Raw genomic sequence first — 21,954 nt, forward strand, 5'->3', positions numbered from 1 at the left:
TACCATGCCCGTCTTTGCCGATGGCCGAATTCCGGTCCTGATCGTGGCCGATGAGGCTGCGCTGGCGTCCGGCCTTGCGACGGGCCAGAAGGCCGCCCTGCTGGCCGAAGCGCCGCCCGCCAGCCTGCCCGCCGGCATCGTCGCCAGTGCCGGCTTTGAACCCGATGCCAGGCATGCCGCGGCCTGCACCTGCTGCGCCGGGCGCGTGCCCATGGCCCAGGCGCTGGACGCCCTTTTCCTGGATCGGGTGAAAGGTCGCGCCCCCTGGTTCGATCGCGTGATCGCCCTGCTTCCCTCGCCCGACCGGCGTGCGGAGTTGGACGTGATCCTGCATATGGATGGGGTGGTCTCGGCCCGATACCGCCCGGCACCTCTTCCCTCCGCACCTTAAGGGAAGCCACCCCACAGGTTGCCGCCCTAGCAAGCGGCGTGCTGCATTTCGTTGCGAGCAGGGAGCAACCTGCCGGATCAACGGAGGAACGAATGCAGCGACGCTCTCTCATGGCGGCTGCCCTGGGTACCGCGGCAGCCTGGACCACGGCACGGCCCGCGCGGGCGCAAAGCTGGCCCAGCCGCCCGGTTCGCATCATCGTTCCCTTCGCCGCCGGCGGTGCGACAGACATTCTCGCACGGGCGCTGGCAAACCGGTTCCAGGCCGATTGGCCCCAGCCGGCCATGGTGGAGAACCGGACAGGCGCCGGCGGCACGATTGGGACGGAGGCCGTGGCGAAGGCGAGTCCGGACGGGCATGTGCTGCTCCTCGGCACCAGCGCCACCCAGGCCATCACGCCGCATCTCTATCCCAGCCTTTCCTACGACACGCTGAAGGACTTCGCCCCCATCTCGATGGTGGCGACCGTGCCGATGGTGCTGGTGGTGCATCCCTCCGTTCCCGCGCGGAACGTGCCCAGCCTGGTCCAGTACGCGAAGTCCAGGCCCGGCACGCTCACCTTTGCCTCCTCCGGCCAAGGGGCGATCACCCATCTGGCCTCCGAACTCTTCGCCTCGAAAGCCGGGATCCAGCTGACGCATGTGCCCTATCGCGGCAGCGCGCCGGCCATCGCGGACCTGCTGGCAGGGCGGGTGCTGATGATGATCGACCACGCTCCGACGGTCCTGCCGCATATCCGCAGCGGCAGCCTCATCGCACTCGGCACGGCCGGACCGCAGCGGACACCGATGCTGCCGGAGGCGCCAACCCTGGCAGCCTCCGTGCCGGGGGTGGAGGTCACCTCCTGGTTCGGCCTGCTGGCACCGGCCGGTACGCCCATGCCCGTGGTGACAGCGCTGAACGAGGCGACCCGCCGTGCCCTGACTGATGCGGAGGTTGTGGCGCGGCTGCGCGAGCAGGGGGCCGATGCCACCGCGAACACCCCCGAAGCCTTTGCCGCCTTCATCGCCGAGGATCGGGATCGCTGGGGCGCGGTCGTCCGCAGCGCAGGCGTCACGGCCAGCTGAGATCGGGCCGCCGGACGCTCCCCATCATGACGGGGCGTCCGGCTGTATCTTCTTGGGACCGGCGCGGCGCTCAGCCGCCAGCGCGTACCGGCTTGGGCGCGAAGGAGGCGGGAACCATGAGCTTGTTCTCCTGCCGAATCAGGTAGCCAGCCTCACCGCTCTTCTCCTGATAGGCGATCCAGTCCGGATCGGCCTGCATCGCGGCCCGGCGCCGGGCGCGATCGGCGGCGTCCTCGTACATCCAGATATGGACGAAGCTGTTCACGTCACCGGTTTCGGTCGTGAGATAGGCAAAGGGCATGCCGAGATGCCGTGTCTGCACGGGCCAACCCTGCTGCTCATAAAGTGCGAGATGCTTTTTCAGCGTGCCGGGGCGGCAGAAATAGGTGCGATGATCCAGCAGCATTCCCGTGTGACCTCCCATGCCGTCCGGGGCCGATTCGGCCCCGCTCAGGCCCGGGAACAGCCCATATCCGGACTGTACCGTCAACGTAACACCACCGACTGCGGGGCGGGGCCCCATGGTGTACCTTAGGCCTTCGTGCGGCGCGCCGAAGTCGTGACCGCCAGCCTCTACCGCGCCGAGGCCTGACGCTCCGGGACGTCCCGCTCCCTCTCCGCAGCCTCCTGCACGGCACGCCAGCGCGGCCGGGTGGCACCGCCCTTGCCGGCCGGCCAGCCCTCGCGCTGACGGGCGCGGTCGCCATCCGCCTCCTCCGTCTGGTCGTGCCACAGCACCTGGGAGGTCGGGTAGGGCAGGTCGATGCCAGCCTCGGTCAGCGCGTTCCTCACCGCCTCGATGGCGTGGTCGAGCGACTGCACCGCCTCCCGCCGGCGCGGCGGGTTGATCCAGAAGCGGGCGGTCATGTCCACGCCCGAACTGCCCAGGCCCGTCACCAGCGCCTCGGGCGGCGGATCGGCCATCACGCCTTCCGATCCGCGCAGGGCCTGGATGATGACCTCTCGGGCCTCGGCGATCGAATCGCCATTGCCGATGGTCACCGCGAAGCTCAGCCGACGCTTCTCATAGGCGGTGATGACCTCGATCTTGTCGGTGAAAAGCGAGGCATTGGGAATCAGGATGCGGCGGTTGTCATAGGTCCGCAGGACCGTGGCGCGGATCCAGATATCCTCCACGGTCCCTTCCTGCGCGCCATGCTTGATCTGATCCCCGATATGGAACGGGCGGGTCAGCAGGATCAGGACACCAGCCAGCAGATTTTGCAGCACGTCGCGGAAGGCGAAGCCGACCGCCACGCCGCCGATCCCCAGCAGGTTGAACAGGTCGGCCGCGGAAACCGAGGGGAAGGCGATCGAGGCGGAAATCAGGAAAAGCACCAGCGTGGCCACGCCACCCGCAATGCGCCCGAGCACGGCGGCCGAGCCTTCCGAGGCATGGCGCATGGCGGCGGCGCGGGTCACCCCCAGGCGGATTCCCCGGACCAGGAACAGGCCCAGGCCGAAGACCAGGAGACCCACCACCAGCCCCGGCAGAATGGCCGCGGCGCCCGCGCCGAGGGAATGCAGGCGACTCAGCGCTTCGTTGAACATGGCGTCCCCCCGATGTGACGGGGACCGAACGCGCGAGGCAGCGAATCGTGCGCCGCCAAGCGTTACGGGACATCCTTATCCGTGTCCCGGCACGACATCAGGCGGGAATCGAACGATCCCCCTCGCCCAGCGCCTTTTGCATATAGACCACGTCCACCCAGCGCCCGAATTTCAGCCCGACCGCCTTGGTCAGCCCCACCTGCCTGAAGCCCAGCGACAGGTGCAGCCCGATCGAGCCAACATTCTCCGAATCGCCGATCACCGCCATCATCTGGCGGAAACCAGCGGCCTCGGCCCGCGCCAGCAACTCCGCCACCAGCGCCTTGCCCACGCCCTGGCCGCGCACATCGTCGCGCACATAGATCGAGTCCTCGCCGGTGTAGCGATAGGCCGAACGCGGATGGAAATTGTTGTAATAGCCATAGCCGAGGATCACCCCGCCCTCCTCCACCACCAGCCAGGCATGGCCGGCGCCCTGGATACGGGCGATGCGTGCGGCCATGTCCTCGGCGGAAGGCGGCTCCTCCTCGAAGGTGCCGGTGCCGTGCAGGACGTGATGGGCATAGATGGCCGCTATGGCGGCGGCGTCGGCGGGGGTGGCGTCTCGGATCGGCATGGGCGGATGCCTAGAGCAGAACATGCGAACGGGGAATCACCCTTCCATGATTCCCCCCTGGCCCACCACCCCCCATAACTCAGACCGGCAGGCCTAACCGTTCCGCCACCCGCTCCGCCAGCGTCAGCAGCGCCCGGTCCCGCCCCGGCGCAGCGACCAGGGAAAGGCCGACCGGCGCCCCCTCCACCCTGGCGGCGGGAATTGAAACCTCGCAAAGACCGCCCATGCCGGCGATGGCGGTGGTGCCGATCGTCACCTCCCGCACCTTCTGCTGTTCAGCAGGCGACGCATCGAGCTTCGGCGCGGGCACCGGGGAGGTGGGATAGGCGAAGACCGCACCACCCCCGAGCAGCCCCGTCAGCCGCCGGCGGAAGCCCTGGCGAAAGGCGCGGCCCGCGGCCCCCTTCCCCGGCTCCAGATCGCGCGCCATGACGAAGCGCTCGCTCACACCGGGGCCGAATTTCGGGTTGGTGGCGACGATCCAACCGCCCAACGTGGCCCATGCCTCCTCTGCCTGGATACAGCGGAAATGCTCGTACAGGGCCGGAAGTCCCTCGGGTAGGAGGCGGATACCCAGGGATTTGCCGAGCACGGCTTCGACCGCGGCCAGCGCTGGCCTCAGCGCGGCGGCAACCGCGGGATGCGCGCCGACCCATGCCTCCTCCACGAAGAGCAGCGGGCCGGGCAGCGCGTCGCCTCCCTCGGGCAACAGCACCTCCCCCGCCCGGCGGAGGATGGAGGCACGGGCCGCGAACCATCCCGCCGTGTCGTAGGAAGGCGCCAACCCCCGCGCGCCCACCAGCGAGACCGCGCCCCAGGAGGGACGGATGCCGTAGATGCCGCAATAGGAGGCCGGAATCCGTACCGAACCACCGGTGTCCGAGCCGAAAGCGATATCCGCCTGCCCGCCGGCCACCACCGAGGCAGAGCCGCAGGAGGACCCGCCGGGGAAGCGGTCCGGCGCCGCCGGGTTCACGGGCGTGCCGTACCAGACATTCTCGCCGGTCAGGCCATAGGCCAGTTCCACCGTCTTGGTCTTGCCGACAAAGCGCGCCCCGGCCTCCAGCAGCGCCAGCACCGCAGGCGCCGTACTGGGCGGTACGGGATGGGTGCGCTCCCAGTCCGGGTTGCCATAAGTCGTGGGCACGCCGGCGATGTCGTACAGGTCCTTCACCGCGAAGGTCAGCCCGGAGAGGGGGCCTTCCGCCGCATGGGCCAGCGAGGCCTGCGGGCCCGGCATGAAGCCACTGTTCCGATCGTCACTTGCCATGCCGAACCCCCTTTGGAATCGGGCCGGATGCTGCGTCACGACCGTGGCAGTGTCCACCGCCCTGGCTGCGCTTTTCGGCAATGGTCCCGCAGTACCTCCTCGCGCCGCCGGACCGCCTCGCGTCAGCGCGCGCGGAGCATTTCCGACACGCGCAGCAGGATCAGCTCGTTGTCATCCGCCCGGGTCAGGTGCCGGCCGGCGCTGAAGGGCAGGTTGTTATCATTGCCAACGATAATGCGGTCTGCGTCGACCACCGCGACATTCTCGATCGTGAAGAAGGGGAAGGAGAAACGGTCGCGCGGCACGTCAGGGCCAAGATCGCCGCGCTGGCGCGCCACGCCCTCGGGATCGCGGATCTGCATCAGGTCGATATAGCCGATCTTCCGCACGAATCCCTCGCCGTCCACCTCGCCAAGATCGATCAGGGAGATGCGCTTCACCCGGGCCGGGGTACCGAAGCAGCCATTGTTGGTGGACCGCGCGGTCTGCCCCTCGCCGCAGGCGCGGGAGGGATCGCCCTCGCCGTCGTCGCGCTCGATCACCAGGGCGCGGCGGTCATCAATCATGTTGAAGTCGCCGATCGAGGTAGCGCCCTCGGCAAACTGAAAGCGCAGGTTGCGGCCGGTCCAGGCACCGCGGGCCGTGTCCAGTTCCAGGATGCGGAGGAAACGGCCTTCCGGCTGGCCTTGGGCGGTGAAAAGCGGCTTCTCCAACAGCGCATAGAGGCGGCTGCCATCCGGGCTGGCCGCCATGCCCTCATAGCCGCCGCTGCGCTGGGACTCGAAGGCGACATTCCCTGTCGGGCTCGCCGGCACGGAGAGGTCGGGGTGGTCGGGGCTGCGGATGGCGCGGTTGTCGATTGTGGTCTCGACCACGCGCTGCACCCGACCCTCACCATCCACCTGGATCAGGAAGGGGCCGAACTCGTCGCCAAGCCAGAAGCCATTGCCAATGGGCTGGATGCTCTCGATGTCGAAGTCGCTGCCGGTGAGATAGCGGCGTTCCGTGCCCTCATGAGCAATGCGGAAGGGCACGCGGCGCTCGGGGTCGGAGAGGAAGATGGTGCGCTCGACAGCCACGCTGCCGCTGCGGAAGTCCGGCCGGATCTTGTGGACCATCAACAGCGCGTCGGGGCTGTTGCGCTTGTTACCGAAGCCGTTGTCGGTCAGCACCCAGTAGGCACCCGGCTCGCCCGACACCGGCTTGATGCCGGAAAAGCCCTGCACGGCCTGGCCCTGGAAGGGGAAAGACAGGCCGGTCGGACGCGCATTCGCCGCCGTGCCGGTTGTGCCGGGAATGCTGCCCGGCGCCTCCACGCGCCGGCCACCCGGCCCGGCGAAGCGGCCAGGATTTCGCGCATCCACAGGCGCGTCGGCCGGCGGCTGAGCCATGGTATTCGCCGGCAGGATGGCGTGGCCCTCCAGCACGGCCTCGAAGCGCTGATCCGCGCGGGCGGAACCGGCCAGGGCCAACAGGGCGGCGGATGCCATGAGAATGGCGCGCATGATTCAGAACTCCCGCGAAGAACATGCGGGGCTTACGCGCGGAGTGTTGCGGGCGCTTGACCAGTTGGTGACGACGCCGCGTCAGCAGGATGGCGCCGTCAGCGCCTCTCAGCTCTCAGCCGAACGCGCCCGCAGCGCCGCCATCAGCACGCGGTCCCGCCAGGCCACACGCGCCTCCCATTCCTCGATGGGCAGCAGGGCGCGGCGCTCCCGCTCCACCTGCGCCACCAGATCAGGCGTCCAGGGGTCGTTCTGGCCGCGCTCCGCGCCCATTCGGGCGTAGGACGGCCCCATCCGCTCCGCATGGGCCACGATCCCACCGCGCGTATTCAGGTCCGCTGTCTCGAAGGGCCCGATATGCGCCCAACGGCGGCCGAGCCCGTCGCGCACCACGCGGTCCACATCCTCCACCGAGGCGACGCCGTCGCGCACGAGGCAATAGGCCTCCCGCAGCAGGGCACCTTGCAGGCGGTTGAAGATGAATCCCTCCACCTCCTTCCGCACGCGCACGGGGGTCAGACCTGCCTGGGCGAACAGCGCCTCGGCCCGCGCCGCCACCGCCTCCTCCGTGAAGGGCGCCGGCACGATCTCGATCACCGGAATCAGATAAGGCGGGTTGCCGGGATGCGCGATCAGGCAACGTCCGCGCCCCGGCAGTTCGGACGCGAAGGAGGAGGCCGGCAGGAAGGAGGAGGAGCTCGCCAGCACCGCCTGGGGCGGCGCCAGTTGGTCGAGCTGCCCGAACAGGTCGCGCTTCAGTTCCACGCGCTCTGGCGCGCATTCCTGCACATGCTGCACGCCTGCCACGGCATCCGCGAGTTCCGCATGCACGGCAACCCGGTCCGCGATGGCCTGCACGGGCTCGGCGAGCAAGCCGTACCCCTCCAGATCCTCCAGCCGTGCCCGCATCTCGCCCGGCACCGCGGCGCGGCGCCCCGCATCCGGATCCCAGAGCCGCACCGGCAGGCCTGCCCGCGCGAAGACGATCGCAAAGGCAACCCCGATGCTGCCTCCGCCAGCGATCGCGACCGGCGCCTGCCCGCTCATGCGCCCGCCGCCCCTACGGTCATCCCGCCGCAGACATAGAGCACCTGTCCCGTCACGAAGCCGCTGCGCGCATCCAGCAGGAAGGCCACGGCATTCGCCACGTCCTCGGGCTCCCCGAGGCGTCGCACCGGAACGGATTCGATGATGGCGCGGGTGCGCGGGCTGTTATGCGGGTTGGCACGGTCGAACAGCTCCGTGCGGATCGGGCCGGGACCGATGGCGTTGGCGGTGATACCATGCTCGCCCAGTTCCAGCGCCCAGACCTTGGCCATACCGATCAGCCCGGCCTTGGTCGCGGCATAGGCCGTGCGCAGCTCCTTCCCCAGCGCGGCGCGGCTGGCCATGTTCACGATGCGTCCGAACCCCGCATCCTTCATGCCAGGCAGCAGCGCCTGGGCGCATTGCATGGCGCAGCGCAGATTCAGCGAAACGACGAGGTCCAGATCGGCCAGCGTCTGCTCTTCCAGCGAGGCCGGGCGCACGATGCCGACATTGTTCACCAGCCGGGTAATGGGGCCGCCGCTCAGCGCCTCGGCCAGCGCGACCGCTGTCTGCTCCGGATCCGACAGATCGGCCTGGATGACGCCGCTTCCGGGCGGCGCCTCCCGGTCGATCACCACGGGCTCGTAGCCCTCCTCGCGGCAGCGCGCTGCCACTGCCCGCCCGATGCCCGAGGCACCCCCCGTGACGAGAACCCGTTCCACCATCATATCCGCCGTCTTGTCAGTCGGGCCGCACGTTGGCGCGCCGGATCACCTCGGTCCAGCGGGTGATCTCGGCATCGATCAGGCGCTGGAACTCCTCGGGCTTGTCGCCCACGGGCTCGCCGCCCAGTTCCGCGATCTTGGCGCGGGTTCCCGGCTCGTTCACCGCGGCATGAATCTCAGTGGCCAGGCGATCAACAATCGGACGCGGCGTGCGCGCGGGGGCCTGAATGCCGAACCAGGCGACCGTCTCGACGCCGGGCAGCCCGGCCTCGCGCACCGTCGGAACATCGGGCAGGGAGGGGCTGCGCTGCGGGCTCGTCACGGCCAGGGCACGAAGGCGGCCGCCCTGGATATGGCCCATGGAGGAGGGCAGGTTGTCGATCGCCAGGTCAACCCGGCCGGCGATCGCGTCCGTCAGCATGGGGCCGGAGCCGCGATAGGGCACATGGATCAGGTCGACCCCTGCCGCGGCCTTCAGCAACTCGCCGGTCAGGTGCAGGCTCGAGCCATTGCCGGAGCTGCCATAGGTGAGGCCACCGGCCTTCTTCGCACGCTCAATGAAGTCCTGCAGCGTGCGCGAGGGGGAGTTAGCCGCCACCGCAAGCACATTCGGCACATTGGAGACATTGGAGACGGCAGCGAGATCGGCAGGCTTATAGGTGATGCTGCTCTTGTACAGCTCGTAGTTGATGGCGGCCGTGCCGATGGTGGCCATCAGCAGCGTGTAGCCATCGGGATCGGACTTGGCGACGACATCGGAGCCGATGCTTCCGCCGGCGCCGCCACGGTTTTCCACCACGAAGGGCGTGCCGATCCGCTGCTGCAGGCGCTCCGCCACGATGCGGGCGAGCAGGTCCGTGGTGCCACCTGCCGGGAAAGGCACGATGACGCGTACCGGGCGCGATGGCCAGGCCGCGCCCTGGGCTCCGGCGGGCCTCGGGGCGAGGCCGGCACCACCGGCCAGGAACGCCGCGCCGGCCAGAGCCTGGCGGCGAGAGATGTTGCGCATGGCGCTGGCTCCCAATCTGGACAAGGGCTGCCGGCCTGAACCCGCCGCGCCCTTCCCGTTAACGATCCTGCGATCACATCGGATCGCGTTATCTGGCGCCTCTTTCCTCAAAGCCAGGAGAACTGTCCAGATCCGGCGGCAGCCTTGCAGAGCAAGATAACAGGAGGGACACCAACGCGACTTCACCACCCACGTTCAGCAGGCCACTGAGATCCGCATCACCCTCTGATCGTGAAGGTTGGACCCGCCGGCCCAGGATCCGTCAGGCCTCGCGCCCGATGGTTGCTTCAGTTGCGGGCCGGGGGAGGTTCCGGAGATCGTCTTCCCTGCCCGGGCCCAGGAGGTTGGCTTGAATGGTGCTGCTTCGAGGCCCCGTCTTCCCATTGGCCAGCGCTGGCTTACAGCCATGGGGCGTCAACGCTCCGCTACCGCCCGTCCGATGCCTCAGGCGCCCATTGGAGGGTTGCGACCAGGCTGCGTTCCGGTCTCTTAATGATCGGAAGCGCGCCGCCTTGCAGCGCGCCACGGGAAGGAAGCAGCCATGTCCGCATTCACCGCCGCCCGGCGGCTCGCCCTCGCCGCCGCGCTGATCCTCGGCACCGCCACCACGGGCCAAACCCAGCAGGCCCGCCCCGTGGTGCAGGCGCTCGATGAGCGCCCGGCCTCCGCAATCTTCATCGGCAACAGTTTCTTTTACTACAACAACTCTATGCATGGGCACGTGACGAGCCTGCTGCGCGGCGCCGGCAACCAGCCGCCCTTCCGCAGCACCTCCGTCACCATCAGCGGCTCCGGCTTCGACTGGCACGATGTGGAATCCTATTTCCGCCCCAATGCCATCGGGTCCTATAGCTTCGACGAGAACAACAACATCGTCTTCAACAACAACGCCCGGTTGTTCGACGTCGCGGTGATGATGGATTGCAGCCAATGCCCCATCCATCCGCGCCTCGCCCCAGTCTTCACCGAATTTGCGAAGCGCCACAGCGACACGGTGCGCCGCCACGGCGCGAAGCCGGTCCTTTTCATGTCCTGGGCATATGCTGACAAGCCCGAGATGACGGAACAACTCGCCGAGGCCTACACGCGCGCCGGCAATGACAACAACGCCCTCGTCATCCCCGCCGGCCTCGCCTTTGCCCGCGCCATGCGCGAACGGCCGGGCCTCAATCTCTACGCGCCCGACAAGCGCCATCCGAGCCTTGCCGGCAGCTATCTCGCAGCCGCCACGACCTACGCCGCGCTTTTCGGCGCATCGCCTGAAGGCAACCGCTACATGGCTGGCCTGGACGACGATACGGCGCGCTTCCTGCAGACGACCGCCTGGCAAACGGTGCGCGACTATCTGGGAACGCGGCGCGCAGGAAATTGAGAAAGACCGGGGGAAGGAATTCTTTCCCCGGACCCATCATCCTCTTCTTCAAATTCGACGCAGGACAGCGCCGGAGGAATGCCTTATCCCGGCAGAGGCAGGGTGATTCGGCAGGACAAGCCTTCCGCCTCGAAACGTAGCTCTGTCTCCCCGCTCAAGGCGAAGACCAGCGCTTCCTCGATCACCTGCCGCCCATAGCCGCGCCGCGACCGGGCCTCATCCGGCAGGGCCACACCGCGCTCGCGCCATTCCAGCAGAAGACCTCGCTCCGCCCCGCTGCCCTGGACCCGCCATGTCACAGCCAGCCGCCCGTCCGCCAGGCGCAGCGCCCCGTGCCGCGCAGCATTCGCCGCAAGCTCATGCAGCGCCAGCGCCAGCGGCTCCACCATGCCGCGCGGCAGGACGATCCGCGGCCCCAGCAGCGTCACTTGCGCCTCCGCCGGGAAGGGCTCCAGCGCCTCGCGCAGCACTGTTTCCACCGTGGCGCCGTCATCCGGCAGGGCCTGCGCACGGCTCAGCGCAGCAAGGCGGTCGTTGAAGGCGGCCCCTTCCTCCGGCACCGACAGTGACTGCGCCGCGATCTCCCTCACCGTGGCCAGCAGCGCGCCGGTGCGCTCCCGCAGAGCTTCGGCGGGCACGCCGTGCATCGCCCCGTCGCGCTGGATCGACAACCAATGCGTCAGGGTTCCATCCGCCGCCCGGATCGGCGAGATGATCCATTCGTTGATGTAGGAATCGCCGTTCTTACGGTAATTCGTCGCGTGCCCGATGAAGCTGTGCTGATCCTCCAGCGCCTGGCGCAGCCGGTCCAATGTCGCCCGCTCCGTGCGGGGGCCTTGCAGGATGCGCGGCGTCAGGCCGATCACCTCCGCGGCGGAATAGCCCGTCATCGCCTCAAACCGGGCGTTCACGTAGCGGATCGAGGGTCCTGGCCGCTCCAGCCGCGCATCGGTGATCATCACGGCCAACCCGGCCACATCCATCGCCGCACCCAGCAGCGTCGCGCTCAGCGCGCCCACGCTGCCGGACAGGTCCGGCACAGCTGGTTCATCGGTCATGCGGCGGCCTCGCCTTCTCCAGCGCCTCGGCCACGCGCCGGAGCTGGTGGCGGGTTTGATGAAGCTGGTCCAGAAGGTTCAGCACGACCGGCATCGCCGCCTCGTTCACCTCCAGCTCCTCATGCAGTTCCAGGATCAGGCGGCAACGCGCGACATCGATATCCTGGAACACGAAGCGATCGCCCTCGCGCTGTGGCCGTACCCAGCCTTCCGCGATCCAGGCATTCAGGCGCGCCTCATCCAGCCCCGAAACCCGGAGCAGCACGGCCTCGAAGGAAATCATGCCTGCCTCCGCATCTCCGCCCGCGGATCGGCTTCGGGCTTGCCGGACTGGTCCGGCGCCCAGCCGCGAAGGAACGCTTCCAGCCGGTCATCAACCGGCCCGAGCACAATGCGCAGGGTCACGATCAGGTCTCCGGCCGGCGTCCCCCCGGATTCCGCCACACCGCGCCCACGCAACCGCATCTGCGTGCCGGCGTCGGAACGTGGCGGAACGGTCAGCATAACCTCCCCGCGCGGAGTCGGCACCGGCACCTTCGCGCCAAGCACCGCCTCCGACAGCGTTACCGGCACCTCCATCCGCAGGTCCTGTCCCTCACGCTGATAAAAAGGATGGGGGCGGACCGTCACCTCAATCAGCGCATCGCCAGCCGGCCCGCCCTGGATGCCGGGCGCACCACGTCCGCGAAGCCGCAGCACCTGCCCGTCCTCCAGCCCCGGCGGAATGCGGACATCCAGATTCTGGCCGTCCGGCAGGGTAAGGCGCCGGGTGGCACCGTTCACCGTGTCCAGGAAATCGACGGTCAACCGGTAATTCGCGTCCCGTCCCCGGCGCGGGCCCGCCTGGGTGGTGCTCTGCCGGAACATCCCGAGGATGTCCTCCAGGTCGTCCGGGTCGAAGCTGCCCCCGCTGGTCCAGCCGCTGCCCATGCCAGCGAAGGGATCGGCCCCGGCTCCGCCGCCCGGCCGGTAACGTGCGCCCTGCGCGCCTTCGGCATAGTCGCGGTAGTAGCCGCGCGGCGGCACCTCCTGCCCCGTCGCATCAATCTCCCCCCGGTCAAAGCGGGCGCGCTTCTCGGGGTCGGACAGCAGGTCATAGGCCGCGTTGGCCGCCTTGAAGCGCTCCTCCGCCGCCTTGTCGCCGGGGTTGAGGTCCGGGTGGTTTGTCTTGGCAATCTTGCGGAAGGCCTTCCGGAGTTCGTCCGCGCTGGCCGTCCGGCTCACGCCAAGGATCTGGTAGGGGTCATTTGCCGGCATGGTCGCAGAATAACGCTCCTTGCCCAGGTTAGGTCCATGATTCACGCAGCCCAAGGCTGATCGCCGGCCTCACCCGCCCACCCCCGCCTCTTGCGCCACAAGCCCCGACAAGCCTACCTCCCGCGCGCCAGGGATGCGGATGGGTGCCCTGGCCCGGCATGGGCCGGACAAGACGGGCCACCGGAAGAGGCGGGATGAACTGGATCTCCGACTGGGCGCTGCCCAAGATACAGACGCTGTTCGGCACAAAGCGCGACGTGCCGGAAAATCTCTGGATCAAGTGCTCCCATTGCGGGGAGATGATTTTCCACCAGGATCTGGAGCGGAACCTGCATGTCTGCCCGAAATGCGGGCACCACATGCGAATCTCCGCCCAGCGCCGGCTAGACTACACGCTGGATTCCGGCTGGCAGAAGATCGAGCTGCCCCGCGCCCCCGCCGATCCGCTGCGCTTCCGTGACAGCCGCCGCTATGCCGATCGCCTGCGCGAGGCCCAGCAGAAGAACGGCATGGACGACGCCATCACCGTCGCCCACGGCACGATCGAGGGTAAGCCGGCCGTTGCCGCCGCCTTCGAGTTCTCCTTCATGGGCGGCTCCATGGGTGCGGGCGTGGGCGAAGGCATTGTCACCGCCGCCCGGCTGGCCGTTCTGCAGGACGCACCGCTGATCGTCTTCACCGCCTCCGGCGGTGCCCGCATGCAGGAGGGCGCGATCTCCCTGATGCAGATGCCGCGTACCATCATCGCGACGCGCATGGTGAAGGAGGCGGGCCTGCCCTTCATCGTGGTCCTCTGTGATCCGACCACGGGCGGCGTCACCGCCAGCTTCGCCATGCTGGGCGATATCCAGATCGCCGAGCCCGGCGCGCTGATCGGCTTTGCCGGGGCACGCGTGATCGAGCAGACCGTGCGCGAGAAGCTGCCCGAGGGCTTCCAGCGCGCCGAATACCTGCTGGAACACGGCATCCTGGACATGGTCGTGCGCCGGCAGGAAATGAAGGCGACCCTGGCCCGCCTGATCGGCTTCCTCCGCCCGCCGACTCCCTTGCCTGTGCCGGAGACTGTTGAGCCGGCCGTTCCGGCGCCCGCAGCGGAATAACCCAGACCCGCCCCGCGCAGCCCGCGCGGGGCGTCCCCGGCCGGGGATGCCGGCCCGGACCCCGAACCGGACAACCGGCCATGGCCGATACACCCGACAGCACCTCGCCGAAGCCCCCGGAAAGCCCCTGGGGCGCCCCCGCCGGCCTCCGCCTCTCGCCCGAAGCCGCCCCGACGGCCGGCCGTTCCGAACAGATCATCGACCGGCTCCACAGCCTGCACCCGAAGCTGATCGACCTCAGCCTCGACCGCCTGCAGCGCTGCCTGAACGCCCTGGGCAACCCGGAACGCCAGCTGCCACCCGTGGTTCATGTGGCCGGCACCAACGGCAAGGGCAGCACCTGCGCCTTCCTGCGCGCCATCGCCGAGGCCGCCGGCCAGCGCGTCCATGTCTACACCTCCCCCCATCTCGTCCGCTTTCATGAGCGTATCCGCCTGGCTGGCCGGCTGGTGGAGGACGACGTCTTCGCCGCGACGCTGGAGGAGGTGGAGGCCGCCAATGGCGGCCTGCCCATCACCGTCTTCGAGATCACCACCGCCGCCGCCCTGCTTCTGTTCAGCCGCGTTCCAGCGGACCTGCTGGTGCTGGAGGTCGGCCTGGGCGGCCGCGTGGACGCGACCAATGTGGTTGACCGCCCGGCCGCCTGCGCCATTGCCTCCATCTCCATGGACCACATGGATTTCCTGGGGAACGACCTGGCCACCATCGCCGCCGAGAAGGCCGGCATCATCAAGCCCGGCATTCCCGCCGCCACCGGCATCCAGCAGCCCGAAGCGCTCGCGGTGCTGGAAGCCGAGGCCGCTGCCCAGGGAGCGCCCCTCCTCCTCCGCGGCCGGGACTGGCGCGCCGAATGGGAGGGTGACGCCCTCATTTATCACGACATGCGCGGCACGCTCCGTCTTCCCCGCCCTGCCCTGCCCGGCCCGCACCAGGCCGATAATGCGGGCATCGCCATCACCGCCCTGCGCGCCTGGAACCCAGCTTGGCTGACCAAGGAGGCCATCGCCCACGGCCTCGCCACCGCCGCCTGGCCCGCACGCCTGCAACAACTTCACGGTGCGCTGGCCGCAACCCTGCCTGCGGGCTGGGAGCTCTGGCTGGATGGCGGCCACAATGCGGGCGCCGGCCTGGCGCTGGCCGAGCACCTTCGCCACTGGAGCGACCGCCCGCTGCATCTGATCGTCGGCATGAAGAAGTCCAAGGCCATCGCGGACTTCCTTGCCCCGATCCTGCCTTTCGCGACCACCGCCTGGGCCGTGGCCGAGCCCGGCCAGCACCTCGCTGTTCCACCGGAAGAGATCGTCGCTGCCTCGAACGGCTTCGCCCGCCCGGGCCCGCGCGTGGCCGATGCCCTGGCCTCCCTGAACGGCCCGCCGGCGCGGGTGCTGATCTGCGGGAGCCTTTACCTGGCTGGTGAAGTGCTGAAGGCGGACGGAACCCTGCCGGACTAAGCGAAGCCAGGCGCGCCTCCGGGAGGCTCTGTCTCCCGAAGCCTCGGCCAGCAAACCAGCTCTCCCGAACCTTCGACCTGTTTGCGGTTCGATGCGGTTTTCGACGAAAGTCTTGACCCTTCGGAAACGGCCAGCAGCGTATTTGAGACCTGAGTGTCCGCCTCGAAACATTCAGGCAAGATTGTATGGTGGGCCTTGAAAGCCACGCGAGCACAGAGTTACGGACGTCCGATGCAGGTCATCTTCCTCTATGGGCCGGTAGCATCTGGCAAGCTGACCATTGCTCGCGAGGTTGCCCGGCAGACCGGACTTGCCCTCTTTCATAACCATCTCGTCGTGGATGCCGTAGCTGCAGTATTCCCCTTCGGATCGGCGGCCTTCACCCGCCTCCGCGAGCGCTTCTGGCTGGACGTCATCGCTGAGGCAGCGCGGGATAACCGATCTCTTATCTTCACCTTCGCCCCCGAACCCACTGTCGGGCCGGACTTCCCAGACCGCGTTCGGGCAGTGGTCGAAGCGGCTGGCGGTCATGTGGTCTTTGTGGCCCTGAGCGTACCCCCGGAGGAGCAGGAGCGGCGTCTTGTCGAGCCAAGTCGGGCAGCTTTCGGCAAGCTCCGTTCGCTCGACATCCTTCGCCAACTCCGGGCGGAGTTCGCAGCCTGCGAGGCGGCCATGCCGCCGCCTGATCTCGCGATCGACACTGGCACGACCCCACCCGGAGACGCTGCCGCAGCGATTGTGGCGCTGGTGCACCGGTAGGGCCGGCCCGAGCGGCCCTACCATCCCACTTCAGGCCAGGCTCTGAGGCAAAAGCCTGCAGCGCAGCGCTCGATCGCTGTTCCCTGGAGGGCAAACTGTAGGGCCGGAAGCCCCAGCGAAGAGTTCGGGAAGCAGAGCCCCTCCGAAATCACGGTCCAGCTTCCCTACTGTGCCTGCTTCGCGATCACCGCCAGCGCCGCCGAGCTGACGGAAAGCTGTCCCAGCACCGCCGTCAGATCCCGGATGAACCCCCAGGTCTCATAGGGCGAGGGATCCTGCGGCACGACCACGAGGCTGCCCGGCGGAATCGGCGGCCCGCCCGCCTGCCAGCTTCCCAGCCCGGCCGGCACGCTCTGCCCGTTCGGCAGCACCACGAAGGCGCGCGAGATATCGGCGAAACGCTGCTCGCCCCCGGCGGCCCGCACATATTGGGCGGCGCGCCAACCACTGGCGAATTGCAGGCTGCCTGGGTTCAGCACGGCGCCTACCACCGTCACTTCGTTCGGGCGCTTGGGAATGACGATCAGGTCCCCCGGCTCCAGCAGCACGTCCAGCTCGGGGCGGGAGGCCAGGACGACCGGGTTCGCCTCCACCACCATGCGGCCAGCGGCACGCGCCTCACGAAGCGTGTTCGCCAGGGCCTGGCCGGCATTGATCGCCCCACCCAGGTCCAGCCCGCCGGACCGGCTGCCCGCCACCGCCTGGCCAGCCGCCACCTGGATCAGGCTCGTCTCCAGTTCCCGAGCCGTACGCTGGAAGCCCTCCTGCTGGCGCTGCCGCACGCTCTCCCGGGTAAACACGGCGCCATAGGGATAGGCCTGCGCTGTCAGCCCGCCGGCGCGTGCCAGCAACTCCGAAAGGCGCTCGCCGCGGCGGATGTCATAGGTTCCCGGGCGCAGGAACTCGCCCACCAGCGTCACCGGCCCGGTGTCGCGATCCCCGAAGCCGCGCGGCAGCCGCACCGCGTCGCGCGGGGAGAGCCGCACGGCCGCGAAGTTGTGTGACCGCAGATCGAGCTGCACGCGAGTCAGCGGGATGGCCCCGGCGCCCTCCAGCGGCTCCCGCGCGAATTCCACGGCGGAAAGATCCGCCGTGTCGGCCGGCCCGCCAGCCGTCGCCAGAACGAGGTCCAGCCCCGTATCCTCCAGGATGGGATACAGGCCGGGCAGCCGCACCTCCCCGGCCAGCAGCACGGACTGGTCCAGCAGGAAGGGCAGCAATGCCGGATAGTCCAGGAAGATCTGCGGGCAGGGCGGCGAGCCGATATCGGGAAAGCCGGCGCTTCGCGCATGCGCGAAGCGCAGCGGGCTGGACCGCGCGGCCACCGCCAGCGCCGTCAGCGCCGGGCAGTCCGCAGGCGGCGGAGCGACGGGCACGGGTGTCGCCATCATGGCTGGCCCCGCGCCGGCCTGGGCAGCCGCGGGCAGCGCCGTCGCGGGCACTCCCACCTCTCCCCGCAAGGCCCGCTGCACAGGTGGAGCGGCCAGCCACAGCACATCCGCCTGGGAGAGAAGAATGACCTCGTCCCCCTCGCGCAGCAGCAGCTCCGCCTGCCCCTGCATCACGCGCCCCAGGTCGAAGGCGATAAAGCGCCGCACGCGCGTTCGCTCGTCCACGCGCCACACCACGCCCATCCGCACATAGGGGTCGGGCCGGATCACCCGCGGATCGGCCAGCAACGCCCGCAGTCCCGCGCCCCGCGGCCCCACCCCGCGCGTGATGGGAATCGCGACATGCCCGGCCAGTCGCAGCCCGCCCGCCATCACATCCGCGCCTGGCGAGACGATCACCGCATCCCCCCGCCGCAAGGACGAGCCCGGCGACAGCTCCGATACGGCCCGCCGCCCGCCGGCATCCGTCCCTGTCGCCAGGAAGCGGTTCCCCGCGGGCCGCAGCGTACCCCCCGCCAGCGCCAGCATCGCCGACAGCGGCGCCGCACCCGCCCGTGCCGGCAATTCATAGATGGCGGGCCGCGTCACATCCCCGCCCAGCGCCACCACCCCGCCCAGGGGTGGCACCACCACCCGTTCCCCCTCGCTCAGCGTCAGGTCCGGCGTGCCCGCCACCCCCGCGATGGCAGCGTAGAGATCGACCACCCGCGACCCATGCGGCCCTTCCACCCTGATTGCGCGCAGGCTGCCGGTGCGGCGGATGCCCCCCGCCGCGCCCAGCGCATCGAGCAGGGAGGAGATCGCCGGCAGCGGCACCAGCCCCGGCCGCACCACCTCCCCCGCCACGAAGACCGCGATCTGCCGGGTCTGCCCGATTGAGACGAAGGCTTCCGACCCACCCAGCTCCCGCGCCACCCGTGCCTCGATATCGGCCCTCAGTTCCGCCAGTGTGCGCCCTGCCGCAGGGATGGGCGCGAGATCCGGCAGGGCCAGCATCCCGTCCCGCCCGACGCGAAGCGAAAGCGACTGGCGCGACCGCCCGCGGATGGCCACCACAACCTCATCGTCCCGCCCCAGCACATAGCCATCGGGCAGCGCCCCCATGATGGCGGAGCTTACCCCTGGCACTGGCACAAGATTGCGGAAGGTGTCGTAGCCGAACTGCCGCAAGGGCGGCTGCTGCTCCGGCAGGCGAGCGGCGAAGAAGGCCTCGGTGCTCGAAAGCGGCTCCCCGGCATCGGGACGAGAGGCAAAGCTCGCCGGTCCGGGCGATGGCGCGGCGGGTACAAGCGAAGGCGGGGGCGGCGCCAGCGCGGCGGGCGCCGCCCCACCCGGCGGCCGCCCACCGGTCGCATCAAGGATGCGCTGGAGGATATCCTGCTGCGAACCAACGGGCAGGCTCGGCAGCGGCATCCCGCCTGGAAGGCTGGGCGGAAGCGAGGGCGGCAGAAGCGGCTGCCCCTGGCTCCAGGCCGGGCCGGACAGGGAAGGCAGCATGAGCGCGGCCACGGCCAGCCGCATCACCCGCTTCGCCGCGCCGCCCCGGATCGACAACCGCCGCCTGCTCCAGGCTGTGCCGGTTTCCAGGCCGCAACCATTCGGCGAGGAAGATCCGGCGGTGACAACTTCGTGATCGGTGCTAACACGGGATGTATGCCCCTCCAAGCGGCACAAACCCTGCTGCGCCTCGAGGCGGCCCGACGCTTGGGCGCGCGACCGGTGCTGTGGCTCGCATGGCACAGGCTACGCCTGTCGGCCGGTCTCGCCGCGCGGGCCCTCAAGCCCGCGCCACTTCCGGGCGGCCCTTTCCTCCCTGATGCCGCCCCGCCGACGCCCGTTCTCTCCCCCTTGGCGCGGGACGCGATCCTCGCCGCTGCAGGCGCACTGCCCCCAGCCGCCTTTCACGGCCCTTTCAATCCCGCCGCGCCGGCCCTGTCCCTCGATCTCTTCGCGCCCGGCGACATCCGCCCGGTCTGGGAGGCCAACCGCCTTGCCTGGCTGCCACTCCTCGCCCAGGCTCACCGGCTCGACCCCGCCGGCGGGCATCTCGCCCGCGCCGAGGCCCAGCTGACCGAGTGGGTGGCCGCCAATCCGCCCTTCCAGGGCCCGAACTGGGCCTGCGGCCAGGAGGCCGCGCTGCGGGTCCTGAATATCGCCCTTACCCAGTTTTTGCTCGGCGGCGGTTCCGTCCGCCCCGGCCTCGCTGCCCTGCTCCGCCTGCATACGACGCGGATCGCCGCCACCCGCGCCTATGCGATCGCGCAGGACAACAATCATTCAGTCAGTGAGCCTGCCGGCCTCCTCGCCTGTGCCTGGACCCTCGGCGACGCCGCCCTGGCCCGCCACGCCGCCCGTGACCTGGCCCGCGCCATGGCCCGCCTCGTCGCCCCCGATGGCGGCTTCGCCCAGGTTTCGACCGGCTATCACCGCCTGCTCCTCGACGTACTTTCGGTGACCGAGATCCTGCGCCGCCATCACGCCGCGCCATCCCTGCCCCGGCCCATCGCGGCGCGCGCCGCCGCTGCGGCCAGATGGCTCGCCCGCCTTACCGAACCCTCAACCGGCGCCACGCCGCGCCTGGGCCATCAGGACGGCTCGGCCTTTGCCGATCTCTCGCTGTCCGGTCCCGCCGATGCCCGGGGCAGCACGGAGCGTGCCGCCCGCCTCTTTGCCGGCAGTTCCGCAGGCTTCCCCGATGACCCCGGCTGCGCCTGGCTCGCCCTGCCGCCTGGGCCAACCCGGCCCTCGGAGCCGGCCTGGATCGCCCAAGGCAGCCGGGGATGGCAGCAGGGCCAAACCCGCGCCCTTCTCCGCACGGGCCCGCTCCGCTTCCGTCCCGGTCAGGCCGACCTGCTCCATCTCGATCTCTGGCATGGCCCGCTGAACCTGCTTCGGGACGCGGGCACCGGCGCCTACAACCCGCCGCCCGGCCATAGCTGGTGGACCACCCACTTCCCCTCTGCCGCGGCCCATAACCTGATCGTCTTCGACGACACCGAGCCCATGCCGCGTGCCGGACGCTTCCTGATGGCCCGCTGGCCCGCCACGGCACTCCTGCGGGACGGCGCCGCCACACGCGATTCCCGCGGCAACCGCCACGCCCGCCGCATCCTTCCGACCCCTGCTGAATGGACCGTTGAGGACAGGGTCAATGGCCCTTTCCGGCAGCTAACGCTCCGCTGGCACCTCTCCCCCGGCCCATGGCGCCGTACTGCCGATGGGGTGGAAGGCCCAGGCGCCCACCTCACCCTCTCGGCGGACGCCCCGCTGGACCTGACCCTGAGCCAGGGCTGGGAGAGTCCCGCCTATGGTGAGGCCCGCCCTATCCCTGTGCTCGTGGTGCGTGCACTGGCCCCGATCAGCCGTCTTCTTACGCGAATTCGTCCCGCTCCGATTGCAACCGTAGCATAACCCGGTCCTAACTGGATCAAGTCACCTCTCAGCAATCCGTGATGCCACTCGAATTCGTCCTGCTCGGTGTATGGAGGCTCCGCTGGCATGTCATCGCCGCGGCCACGGCCTTGCTCATCCTCGGCGGCACGCTGGTCCTGCTCTGGCCTCGGCAATACGTGGCCGAGGCCGTGATAGCCCCGGCCGAAACCACAGGCCTTGCCGCCTCCACTCTCATCCAGGGTGGGCTCGTTATGCCCGGCGGCCTGCTTGATACCCGCGCGGCTGGCAACTTCGCTGTCTATCTCGCCACCCTCCGCAGCCCCGAGGCAGTGGCCATGCTCGCCCGTGACACCTCCCTCCTGGCCGACCTCACGGAATGGAAGCGGCATGGCCCCATCGGCTTCATCCGTCGCCTGATCGGCTTTCCTCCCGGCCCTGTGGACCTCGATGACCTGGATCGCTGGCTTGAGCGCAACCTCGCCGTCACCCAGTCCCTCTCCACCGTCGCCACCACCCTCTCCATTCCCCATCCCGACCGCGCCACCGCCCTCGACGTACTCCGCCGGCTGCACGCCTTCGGTGAGAGCCGGGTGCGCCAAAGCCTGGAAGACCTCGCCCGCCGCCGCATCGCCGCTCTGGAAGCCCGCCTGGCGACGGAGCGCGACATCTATCTCCGCACCCCCATCTACGAGTTGCTGGCCCAGCATCAGCGCGCCAGCGTCATTGCGGGGGCCGATGAGGCCGTTGCCGCCCGCCTCGTCTCCGCTCCCGGCGTGGGCCTCTCGCCCGCCCTGCCCAATCGGCCCCTTCTCCTCCTCCTGCTGGCCGTCACCGTCCCCCTCGCCTGCCTTCTTCTCGCCGCCTGCCATGTGCTCCTCTTCGGCGTACCGCCTAACCGGGAGAAGCGGAGCCGCCTGGGGGCACGTGTTCCGCCGGCGCTTATCGCGCGGCGGGAGGAATGAGCGGCGTAGCGCAGGATGGTTCCCGGAAGCCCTCACCTCCCACGGCCG

21 protein-coding genes are annotated in these 21,954 nt (G+C 69.4%); 9 read left to right on the plus strand and 12 right to left on the minus strand.

Translation table 11 applies throughout. The features are described 5' to 3' along the window. The first annotated feature begins 4 nt into the window (after positions 1–4). A complete protein-coding gene (locus tag ACO1BU_RS07670; RefSeq protein ID WP_424135324.1) occupies positions 5–391 on the plus strand; it encodes a hypothetical protein in 387 nt (128 codons plus the stop codon). A 92-nt stretch (positions 392–483) separates the two neighbouring features. Beyond that, the gene (locus ACO1BU_RS07675) at positions 484–1,458 is read left to right on the plus strand and encodes a Bug family tripartite tricarboxylate transporter substrate binding protein (protein ID WP_424135325.1); all 975 of its coding nucleotides are present in this window, start codon (positions 484–486) and stop codon (positions 1,456–1,458) included. A gap of 70 nt (positions 1,459–1,528) precedes the next feature. On the opposite strand, the gene ACO1BU_RS07680 is transcribed toward ACO1BU_RS07675, so the two are convergent. From ACO1BU_RS07680 to ACO1BU_RS07715, 8 genes are all read right to left on the minus strand, one after another. Continuing rightward, positions 1,529–1,864 (minus strand): NIPSNAP family protein, encoded by a 336-nt coding sequence (locus ACO1BU_RS07680; protein ID WP_424135326.1) that lies wholly within the window; start codon positions 1,862–1,864, stop codon positions 1,529–1,531. Between the two features lie 167 nt (positions 1,865–2,031). Further along, complete coding sequence (locus tag ACO1BU_RS07685) at positions 2,032–3,009, minus strand: mechanosensitive ion channel family protein (protein ID WP_424135327.1); 978 nt, start codon at positions 3,007–3,009, stop codon at positions 2,032–2,034. A gap of 97 nt (positions 3,010–3,106) precedes the next feature. Next, positions 3,107–3,625: a GNAT family N-acetyltransferase gene (locus ACO1BU_RS07690; protein ID WP_424135328.1), complete on the minus strand. Its 519-nt coding sequence runs from the start codon at positions 3,623–3,625 to the stop codon at positions 3,107–3,109. A 79-nt stretch (positions 3,626–3,704) separates the two neighbouring features. Further along, on the minus strand, positions 3,705–4,895 hold the full coding sequence (locus tag ACO1BU_RS07695; RefSeq protein ID WP_424135329.1) for an amidase: 1,191 nt from the start codon (positions 4,893–4,895) through the stop codon (positions 3,705–3,707). A gap of 122 nt (positions 4,896–5,017) precedes the next feature. After that, entirely contained in the window at positions 5,018–6,400 is a 1,383-nt protein-coding gene (locus ACO1BU_RS07700) for an esterase-like activity of phytase family protein (RefSeq protein WP_424135330.1), read from the minus strand. A 108-nt stretch (positions 6,401–6,508) separates the two neighbouring features. Beyond that, positions 6,509–7,447, minus strand: coding sequence for a 3-hydroxyacyl-CoA dehydrogenase (locus ACO1BU_RS07705; RefSeq protein WP_424135331.1), 939 nt, complete (start codon positions 7,445–7,447; stop codon positions 6,509–6,511). Continuing rightward, positions 7,444–8,157 (minus strand): SDR family oxidoreductase, encoded by a 714-nt coding sequence (locus tag ACO1BU_RS07710; RefSeq protein ID WP_424135332.1) that lies wholly within the window; start codon positions 8,155–8,157, stop codon positions 7,444–7,446. The genes ACO1BU_RS07705 and ACO1BU_RS07710 overlap by 4 nt, the downstream gene beginning before the upstream one ends. Before the next feature lie 13 nt (positions 8,158–8,170). Next, complete coding sequence (locus ACO1BU_RS07715) at positions 8,171–9,163, minus strand: Bug family tripartite tricarboxylate transporter substrate binding protein (RefSeq protein ID WP_424135333.1); 993 nt, start codon at positions 9,161–9,163, stop codon at positions 8,171–8,173. Between the two features lie 541 nt (positions 9,164–9,704). Here ACO1BU_RS07715 and ACO1BU_RS07720 point away from each other — a divergent pair. Next, positions 9,705–10,535 carry a hypothetical protein gene (locus tag ACO1BU_RS07720; protein WP_424135334.1) on the plus strand — a complete coding sequence of 277 codons (831 nt, stop codon included), beginning with the start codon at positions 9,705–9,707 and terminating at the stop codon, positions 10,533–10,535. Between the two features lie 83 nt (positions 10,536–10,618). On the opposite strand, the gene ACO1BU_RS07725 is transcribed toward ACO1BU_RS07720, so the two are convergent. The 3 genes from ACO1BU_RS07725 to ACO1BU_RS07735 are packed head-to-tail and all read right to left on the minus strand — an operon-like array spanning position 10,619 to position 12,850. Next, the gene (locus ACO1BU_RS07725) at positions 10,619–11,593 is read right to left on the minus strand and encodes a PAS domain S-box protein (RefSeq protein ID WP_424135335.1); all 975 of its coding nucleotides are present in this window, start codon (positions 11,591–11,593) and stop codon (positions 10,619–10,621) included. Further along, positions 11,583–11,876, minus strand: coding sequence for a chaperone modulator CbpM (locus tag ACO1BU_RS07730; protein WP_424135336.1), 294 nt, complete (start codon positions 11,874–11,876; stop codon positions 11,583–11,585). Before ACO1BU_RS07730 ends, ACO1BU_RS07725 begins: the two co-directional genes overlap by 11 nt. Further along, a complete protein-coding gene (locus tag ACO1BU_RS07735; RefSeq protein ID WP_424135337.1) occupies positions 11,873–12,850 on the minus strand; it encodes a DnaJ C-terminal domain-containing protein in 978 nt (325 codons plus the stop codon). The genes ACO1BU_RS07730 and ACO1BU_RS07735 overlap by 4 nt, the downstream gene beginning before the upstream one ends. Before the next feature lie 194 nt (positions 12,851–13,044). Between ACO1BU_RS07735 and accD the strand changes: the two genes are divergently transcribed. The 3 genes from accD (at position 13,045) to ACO1BU_RS07750 (ending at position 16,160) form a co-directional block, all read left to right on the plus strand. Further along, entirely contained in the window at positions 13,045–13,950 is a 906-nt protein-coding gene (gene accD, locus ACO1BU_RS07740; protein ID WP_424135338.1) for an acetyl-CoA carboxylase, carboxyltransferase subunit beta, read from the plus strand. Positions 13,951–14,030: 80 nt separating this feature from the next. Next, positions 14,031–15,401, plus strand: a complete 1,371-nt coding sequence (locus ACO1BU_RS07745; protein ID WP_424135339.1) for a bifunctional folylpolyglutamate synthase/dihydrofolate synthase — start codon at positions 14,031–14,033, stop codon at positions 15,399–15,401. A 231-nt stretch (positions 15,402–15,632) separates the two neighbouring features. Beyond that, on the plus strand, positions 15,633–16,160 hold the full coding sequence (locus tag ACO1BU_RS07750) for a P-loop nucleotide/nucleoside kinase family protein (RefSeq protein ID WP_424135340.1): 528 nt from the start codon (positions 15,633–15,635) through the stop codon (positions 16,158–16,160). A 164-nt stretch (positions 16,161–16,324) separates the two neighbouring features. Here the strand turns inward: ACO1BU_RS07750 and ACO1BU_RS07755 are convergent, their stop codons facing one another. After that, entirely contained in the window at positions 16,325–19,048 is a 2,724-nt protein-coding gene (locus tag ACO1BU_RS07755; protein ID WP_424135341.1) for a polysaccharide biosynthesis/export family protein, read from the minus strand. Here ACO1BU_RS07755 and ACO1BU_RS07760 point away from each other — a divergent pair. The 3 genes from ACO1BU_RS07760 to ACO1BU_RS07770 are packed head-to-tail and all read left to right on the plus strand — an operon-like array spanning position 19,047 to position 21,906. Then, positions 19,047–19,184, plus strand: a complete 138-nt coding sequence (locus ACO1BU_RS07760; RefSeq protein WP_424135342.1) for a hypothetical protein — start codon at positions 19,047–19,049, stop codon at positions 19,182–19,184. The genes ACO1BU_RS07755 and ACO1BU_RS07760 overlap by 2 nt on opposite strands. Positions 19,185–19,204: 20 nt before the next feature. Next, positions 19,205–20,962, plus strand: coding sequence for a heparinase II/III domain-containing protein (locus ACO1BU_RS07765; RefSeq protein WP_424135343.1), 1,758 nt, complete (start codon positions 19,205–19,207; stop codon positions 20,960–20,962). A gap of 38 nt (positions 20,963–21,000) precedes the next feature. Continuing rightward, positions 21,001–21,906: a hypothetical protein gene (locus ACO1BU_RS07770; protein ID WP_424135344.1), complete on the plus strand. Its 906-nt coding sequence runs from the start codon at positions 21,001–21,003 to the stop codon at positions 21,904–21,906. The last annotated feature ends 48 nt before the right edge of the window (positions 21,907–21,954 follow it).

The sequence above is a fragment of the Roseomonas chloroacetimidivorans genome, assembly GCF_049629625.1.
Taxonomy (GTDB): domain Bacteria; phylum Pseudomonadota; class Alphaproteobacteria; order Acetobacterales; family Acetobacteraceae; genus Roseomonas; species Roseomonas chloroacetimidivorans.

Bases quoted from the DNA above. Each gene is read 5' to 3' on its own strand.
- ACO1BU_RS07705 (WP_424135331.1), bottom strand. From the start codon at position 7,447: ATGAGCGGGCAGGCGCCGGTCGCGATCGCTGGCGGAGGCAGCATCGGG.
- accD (WP_424135338.1), top strand. From the start codon at position 13,045: ATGAACTGGATCTCCGACTGGGCGCTGCCCAAGATACAGACGCTGTTC.
- ACO1BU_RS07675 (WP_424135325.1), top strand. From the start codon at position 484: ATGCAGCGACGCTCTCTCATGGCGGCTGCCCTGGGTACCGCGGCAGCC.
- ACO1BU_RS07735 (WP_424135337.1), bottom strand. From the start codon at position 12,850: ATGCCGGCAAATGACCCCTACCAGATCCTTGGCGTGAGCCGGACGGCC.
- ACO1BU_RS07730 (WP_424135336.1), bottom strand. From the start codon at position 11,876: ATGATTTCCTTCGAGGCCGTGCTGCTCCGGGTTTCGGGGCTGGATGAG.
- ACO1BU_RS07710 (WP_424135332.1), bottom strand. From the start codon at position 8,157: ATGATGGTGGAACGGGTTCTCGTCACGGGGGGTGCCTCGGGCATCGGG.
- ACO1BU_RS07715 (WP_424135333.1), bottom strand. From the start codon at position 9,163: ATGCGCAACATCTCTCGCCGCCAGGCTCTGGCCGGCGCGGCGTTCCTG.
- ACO1BU_RS07760 (WP_424135342.1), top strand. From the start codon at position 19,047: ATGAGCGCGGCCACGGCCAGCCGCATCACCCGCTTCGCCGCGCCGCCC.
- ACO1BU_RS07670 (WP_424135324.1), top strand. From the start codon at position 5: ATGCCCGTCTTTGCCGATGGCCGAATTCCGGTCCTGATCGTGGCCGAT.
- ACO1BU_RS07745 (WP_424135339.1), top strand. From the start codon at position 14,031: ATGGCCGATACACCCGACAGCACCTCGCCGAAGCCCCCGGAAAGCCCC.
- ACO1BU_RS07700 (WP_424135330.1), bottom strand. From the start codon at position 6,400: ATGCGCGCCATTCTCATGGCATCCGCCGCCCTGTTGGCCCTGGCCGGT.
- ACO1BU_RS07680 (WP_424135326.1), bottom strand. From the start codon at position 1,864: ATGCTGCTGGATCATCGCACCTATTTCTGCCGCCCCGGCACGCTGAAA.
- ACO1BU_RS07755 (WP_424135341.1), bottom strand. From the start codon at position 19,048: ATGCTGCCTTCCCTGTCCGGCCCGGCCTGGAGCCAGGGGCAGCCGCTT.
- ACO1BU_RS07695 (WP_424135329.1), bottom strand. From the start codon at position 4,895: ATGGCAAGTGACGATCGGAACAGTGGCTTCATGCCGGGCCCGCAGGCC.
- ACO1BU_RS07690 (WP_424135328.1), bottom strand. From the start codon at position 3,625: ATGCCGATCCGAGACGCCACCCCCGCCGACGCCGCCGCCATAGCGGCC.
- ACO1BU_RS07725 (WP_424135335.1), bottom strand. From the start codon at position 11,593: ATGACCGATGAACCAGCTGTGCCGGACCTGTCCGGCAGCGTGGGCGCG.
- ACO1BU_RS07720 (WP_424135334.1), top strand. From the start codon at position 9,705: ATGTCCGCATTCACCGCCGCCCGGCGGCTCGCCCTCGCCGCCGCGCTG.
- ACO1BU_RS07685 (WP_424135327.1), bottom strand. From the start codon at position 3,009: ATGTTCAACGAAGCGCTGAGTCGCCTGCATTCCCTCGGCGCGGGCGCC.
- ACO1BU_RS07750 (WP_424135340.1), top strand. From the start codon at position 15,633: ATGCAGGTCATCTTCCTCTATGGGCCGGTAGCATCTGGCAAGCTGACC.
- ACO1BU_RS07765 (WP_424135343.1), top strand. From the start codon at position 19,205: ATGCCCCTCCAAGCGGCACAAACCCTGCTGCGCCTCGAGGCGGCCCGA.